Origin of the sequence: Bartonella sp. AC10YNML, assembly GCF_042196825.1 — a bacterium.
GTDB lineage: Bacteria > Pseudomonadota > Alphaproteobacteria > Rhizobiales > Rhizobiaceae > Bartonella.
In genome coordinates this window covers 9,819-14,745 of the sequence record NZ_JBHIRA010000024.1, presented here as the reverse complement: position 1 = coordinate 14,745, position 4,927 = coordinate 9,819, and the positions used below count along the sequence as shown (strand labels likewise).

General features: G+C 42.2%; 6 protein-coding genes. 1 reads left to right on the top strand and 5 read right to left on the bottom strand.

All coding sequences use genetic code 11. The features are described from left to right. The 5 genes from ACFINA_RS08830 to ACFINA_RS08810 all read right to left on the bottom strand — a co-directional run. The coding region (locus tag ACFINA_RS08830) for a hypothetical protein (RefSeq protein ID WP_375615438.1) at positions 1-228 on the bottom strand (228 nt) is incomplete at its 3' end. 218 nt (positions 229-446) lie between these two features. Then, a complete protein-coding gene (locus ACFINA_RS08825; protein WP_375607057.1) occupies positions 447-1,217 on the bottom strand; it encodes a lambda exonuclease family protein in 771 nt (256 codons plus the stop codon). Between the two features lie 748 nt (positions 1,218-1,965). Continuing rightward, complete coding sequence (locus ACFINA_RS08820; protein ID WP_375607058.1) at positions 1,966-2,154, bottom strand: hypothetical protein; 189 nt, start codon at positions 2,152-2,154, stop codon at positions 1,966-1,968. Positions 2,155-2,156: 2 nt separating this feature from the next. Next, a complete protein-coding gene (locus tag ACFINA_RS08815; protein ID WP_375607059.1) occupies positions 2,157-2,546 on the bottom strand; it encodes a hypothetical protein in 390 nt (129 codons plus the stop codon). Positions 2,547-2,858: 312 nt separating this feature from the next. Beyond that, on the bottom strand, positions 2,859-3,176 hold the full coding sequence (locus ACFINA_RS08810; RefSeq protein WP_375607060.1) for an XRE family transcriptional regulator: 318 nt from the start codon (positions 3,174-3,176) through the stop codon (positions 2,859-2,861). Between the two features lie 413 nt (positions 3,177-3,589). On the opposite strand from ACFINA_RS08810, the gene ACFINA_RS08805 reads away from it, so the two are divergent. Further along, complete coding sequence (locus tag ACFINA_RS08805) at positions 3,590-4,660, top strand: YdaU family protein (protein WP_375607061.1); 1,071 nt, start codon at positions 3,590-3,592, stop codon at positions 4,658-4,660. Positions 4,661-4,927: the final 267 nt, after the last annotated feature.

The window sequence follows — 4,927 nt, the reverse complement described above, 5'->3', positions numbered from 1 at the left end:
CCCAATGAACCAGCCGGCAACTCCCCCCCCACACAAGCGCCCGCAATTCCCCATATATAGGTTCTTTTCTTCATGCCCCCCCTTTTCCATGTTGGCTAAGAAAATTCCTGCAAAGCTCTTCTCCCCAAGAACGGGAGCATAACGTATACAATTGTCACAGCAATAAAAAACACACTTGCCCATCATTGCCGCTCCCCCAGCACTCACCACAAAAGCTCCCAAAATCATGCCACCATATCTCTAAACACTTGGCCTTACTCCCATTCTCGTTTTCCTCTCCAGCATACGCCTTGCATGCGCTCCAAGCTCCCCGCTTTTACCCCCCATTGTCCCAATATGCTTTCACATTCATAGCCAAGCTCTTTGTGCTCCCTGCTTCCCTGCGCCCCCTTGTTTGGCACCCTCTTCCAACATATGCTTTGCTCTTTTCCCTCTGAATTTCTTTTTTATAGAACTTTGCCTCTCCTCAACGCTACACAAGATCCCTTTCTTCCCCTCTTGCGTCTCATTCTTGCTTTGCCCTCCAGCATACGCCTTGCATGCGCTCCAAGCTCCCCGCTTTCTCCCTCCTTCAAAGCAATTTCTGTTCTTATATGAAAACCTGTCTCAACCGATTTAATTTGCTGTACCATCTTCTCCAACGCCTCATTAAAACGGCTAATTTCATTTTCAAGCTTGCAAATATAGGCTTCATCACGATAAGCCCGTTTAATCAAAGGTGGCATATTTGGCCAATAGAGCATTAAATCCACCCATTCGCGTTGAGAAATCCATAACCCTCCTTGACATTGTGCTTTATGTTCTGCTGGAAAGCCCTTTTGCATGAAATGAGGAATTAAAATTTCAGGTTTTTTTGTTTTAATTTCCAACAATCCATTTTTTCCCACAAAAGCATCGGGAGAAAATCCTTGTCCGCGATCATCAGCCAAAACAAAGCCAATACATTTAGGTTCTGTATGTGTCAGTTTCCCATAAAGCTGTCGCGCGCTTGGTTCTAATTCAGTCCCACGTCGCTGAGAAAGTGTTGTCCCTTCATCAACGGTTTTTCCTGTAATTCTTTCTCCCGCCAATTTCATCATCACACTCTGATAGCGTGACGTTTTTTGCCCTTGTTTTGTTCGTGCCATAACCATCTCAAACAACGAAGCCGTAATCAAACCATTACGCACTTGCTGCCATTCCTCTGTTCCTTGAATACAATCGATAATGATTGGCATGGTATTTCTCTCCTTAATCTTTAAAGTGCTTTTTTTTGCAACATATTCTCTTTGAAACATTCATATCTTTTAAGATGCATTCCCCACTAAGAATGACAGCATCCTTAAATATTGTGCTACTGAAATCACAAAAGCTGTTGGAAACGCCCCCCCCAACATCCCTCCTCCCCACAAGTTTCTCATCCCCTCCTTTTCCATATCAGCTAAGTCCCTCCCAAGCGGCGCCCTCCCTAGACGAAAGCATAACGCGTGATATTTTCTCCCCGATAAAAAAAACCTTGCCCGTCATTATCTCCCTAAGGCTCAACACAAAAACGGTCAGAACCGCGCCCCCATAGCGCCTTCCTCTTCTTCCCCCTCAAACACCTTCCCCCATTTCCCAGCATGCTTTCACATTCATGTCCAAGCTCTTTGCACTCCCTGCGCTCAAAGCTCTCTGCTTTCCCCCCTCCCTCAACACTCTACTCTTTCCCCCTACACAAAGCTTTTTTTAAAGATTGACATCTCCTCAACGCTATACGGCTGCCCCCCTTTTCCACACCTCATATCTCCCCTCCAGCATATGCCTTGCATACGCTTCAAGCTCCCCCCATTCTTTCTCCCCACAAGTTTCTCATCCCCTCCTTTTCCATATCAGCTAAGTCCCTCCCAAGCAGCGGCCTCCCTAGACGAAAGCATAACGCGCACCATTGTCACCGCAATGAAAAAGCACTTTGGCCCATCATTGCGGCTTCTTTTTTCAACCCTGCTATTGCACGACGGAAAAATCATAGCGGAGATATTCTTCCGCCAATTTTTTTGCCATAGACAGCGCCGCTTCTTGTGAGATAAAAAGAAGAGCGTCGTGTTTTTGTGGTTCGAGTCTGATTAAATTTCGCATATTTCCAGCATAATAAAGTGGAATCCCTCGATAAGAAGTCTTGAGATAACTTGTCATGTTTACCACCAATAATCTGTCAAGACATCACATGGGCGTAAACGATGCTGTTTTTCATAAGAGCCATAGAGATTATCTTCATAATCGCACGCCGCTCTTTCATTTAAAAAAGCATGATACGCTTCACTATTCAAAATGAAGGGCTGCAATTGTGTATTTTCTTCATTTATTTCATGATTTTCGACATAAAAATCAGCGATTTGTTCCGTAACATCTTCAGCATAAGAAGTTGTCAGATCGAGTCGTAAAACTCTATAAACAGTTTCATATTCTTCAATCAGTTCGAGCACCTCTTCGATTTCGTCGATTGGTCCTTCATAAGTACAAGGATTTTCCTCTTCGCATAAAACGACAATGATTTCATCCTCTTTAACGAATGAAATATTTTTCATGATTTCCCCCTTTAGATAGTTGATAAAGCATAGCCTTGTCTTGACAAGACTAAATATAGCGTTAGTCTTATATCCTCTATAGGAGAGATGTCAATCATTTTATCCTTCATAAAAGATATATTTTAAATATCTACGGGGTTCAAATGACATATGTAAAGAAAAATCTATTATTCTTTGTTCCTCTCATGCCCCTTTGTTGTTCTCTATTTGTTCTTACAAAATTGCAATTATAAACACACAGGAGAGATAAAATGAGTGACATAATATTAATAAAATACTGGAGTCGCCTTGACACAAAAGCACAGAAGGAAGTTATTTTGAAGCTTCGTCAATTGGCCGCCGCAAAAGAGTCAAAATCGCCTGTCTCTCTTGCGGAGAGAGTTTCGAAATAAGCTCTATAAATTCTTTATCTTCAGGGCTAGCCCCTTTCCCGTAAAGAATATAATTCATACTGATATTAATTTCGTGACAAATTCGCGAGAGAGATTCGATTGTTGGTTCTTTTCCTTCAGAAAGAATAGAATGAAGGTACCCCGCGCCTTTACCGGCAGAGAGAGAGATAGATCTTTTTGACCGCCCACTTTTTTCCAAAGCGGTCTTTAATCTTTGACGCCAACCATCGATATTCATAATTTCACCATATAGCGCGTCTTTTTAAAAAAACACGTCCTTTTTATAAAACGGGCTTGCATTATCCTCTAAAAAGGATAAAATTAAGGAAACAAATTTTACTTTTTAGGGGGAATTTTCTATTTTTAGCTCATAAAAACACTTTAACCACCCTACCGGATATAAAAGACCACCTCCAAAGCTTCTGCCCAAAAGAAAGTACGTTGAGAATGTGTGGTATTCTTTATTTTTTCCATCACCGCAATCTTAAATCGTAAGTTTGCATGCGCTTCAAGCACAGCCAATCATTTATAAGCATCGTAAAGAAGCCTCTCGTCATCATCGAACAGAGCCAAAAGCAACACAAGTTAAATCCTTATTTGAGCTTTTATCATCAATAAAAATGTATAAAAAAGAAGAAAGTAGATTGCAGTATGAAACACGCTAATCAACAAGAAACTCCTCATTATGAATCGTCTAGGCTTCCATATGTTTGTTGGTATCAAAATGACTTTCTAGGAGGTGTACGTGGGATGCGCGCACACGAAATTGGAATCTATACGATTCTTCTCAATGAAATGTATGCCCGTGGCCGACCTTTAGAAATATCGAAAGAACGTTTAGCGCGTCTTTGTGGTTGTGACAAGCGAACTTTTGTTAATGTTTTAGAGATGCTCATCCAAGAGGGTAAGATTTTAAATTTAGCCAATGGATTATGGAATAAGCGTTGCGAAAATGTTTTTCAAGAGCGTGAAAAATTGCTTGAACAAAAATCCTTTGCGGGTCGTTCTTCGGCAAAAAAACGCAAGAAAATCAATGTAGAGATGCAACAACTGCTTAACGAAAGTACAAAAGATGTTGCACAAAGCTCAAAAGCTCAAAAGGCAGAAGAAAAGGAAACACCTTACGGTGTTTTAGAAAAGAAAATTTTGTTTGATGAGACAGAACCTTGTTTTTCCTGCGAAGAGAGTTTTGAACAAAGCGATCATCCATCACCCTTATCGGCTCTTGATTCACCTCTCCCTTCTCCTCCACAAGAAGAAGCGGAGCAAAAAAACGCCTCCCCTTTAAACGCTCCCCAAGCGGAGTTCACTCCCGCCCCTATCGCGCAAATTGTCACGGGGGAAAAGACAAAATCCGCCACCACTCTTCCCCTCAGCAATCTTCCTTCCTCCATTCCTTCTTCTTCCAACAAAAAAACCACAGCCTCAGTTGCCAAAGGGTACCGTCTTCCTGAGCATTGGCAAGCAGACATCAAGGCGGCAGTTTCAGAAGGCTTGAGTGAAAGCCAAGCTCTTTGGCAAGCCAAAAAATTTCGCGACTATTGGAAAGCCAAGAGCGGCAAAGAAGCTCTCAAAGTAGACTGGCAAGCCACATGGCGCAACTGGTTTCGCCGTGAGATCGAACGGCAAGAACAGCAAAAACAAGGAAGCTCCTCATCTTTTACCTCTGAGAACAACGACACGCTTTACCGCAGTTTGATCAACTATAGCGACAATTTTTGACATCACAAAAACAACGTATTTTTCAAGCACGCACAGGGATAAAAACGTTTCAAAACCACAATAGCATCGGACAAAATAACACAAAACAAAGGGCGGCAAAACAACACTTGGATAAGCTCTTCACACCGTAAAACGCGTCAACATCGACCATTTTTCTCTCATCACAAAAGCGTTTTCCCCATGCAAAAGCCCCACACAGGCATCCCAACACATGCCCCAACAAGGTATCCCAAAACAGGACTCCAAAATGCACCACCCTCTCACAGA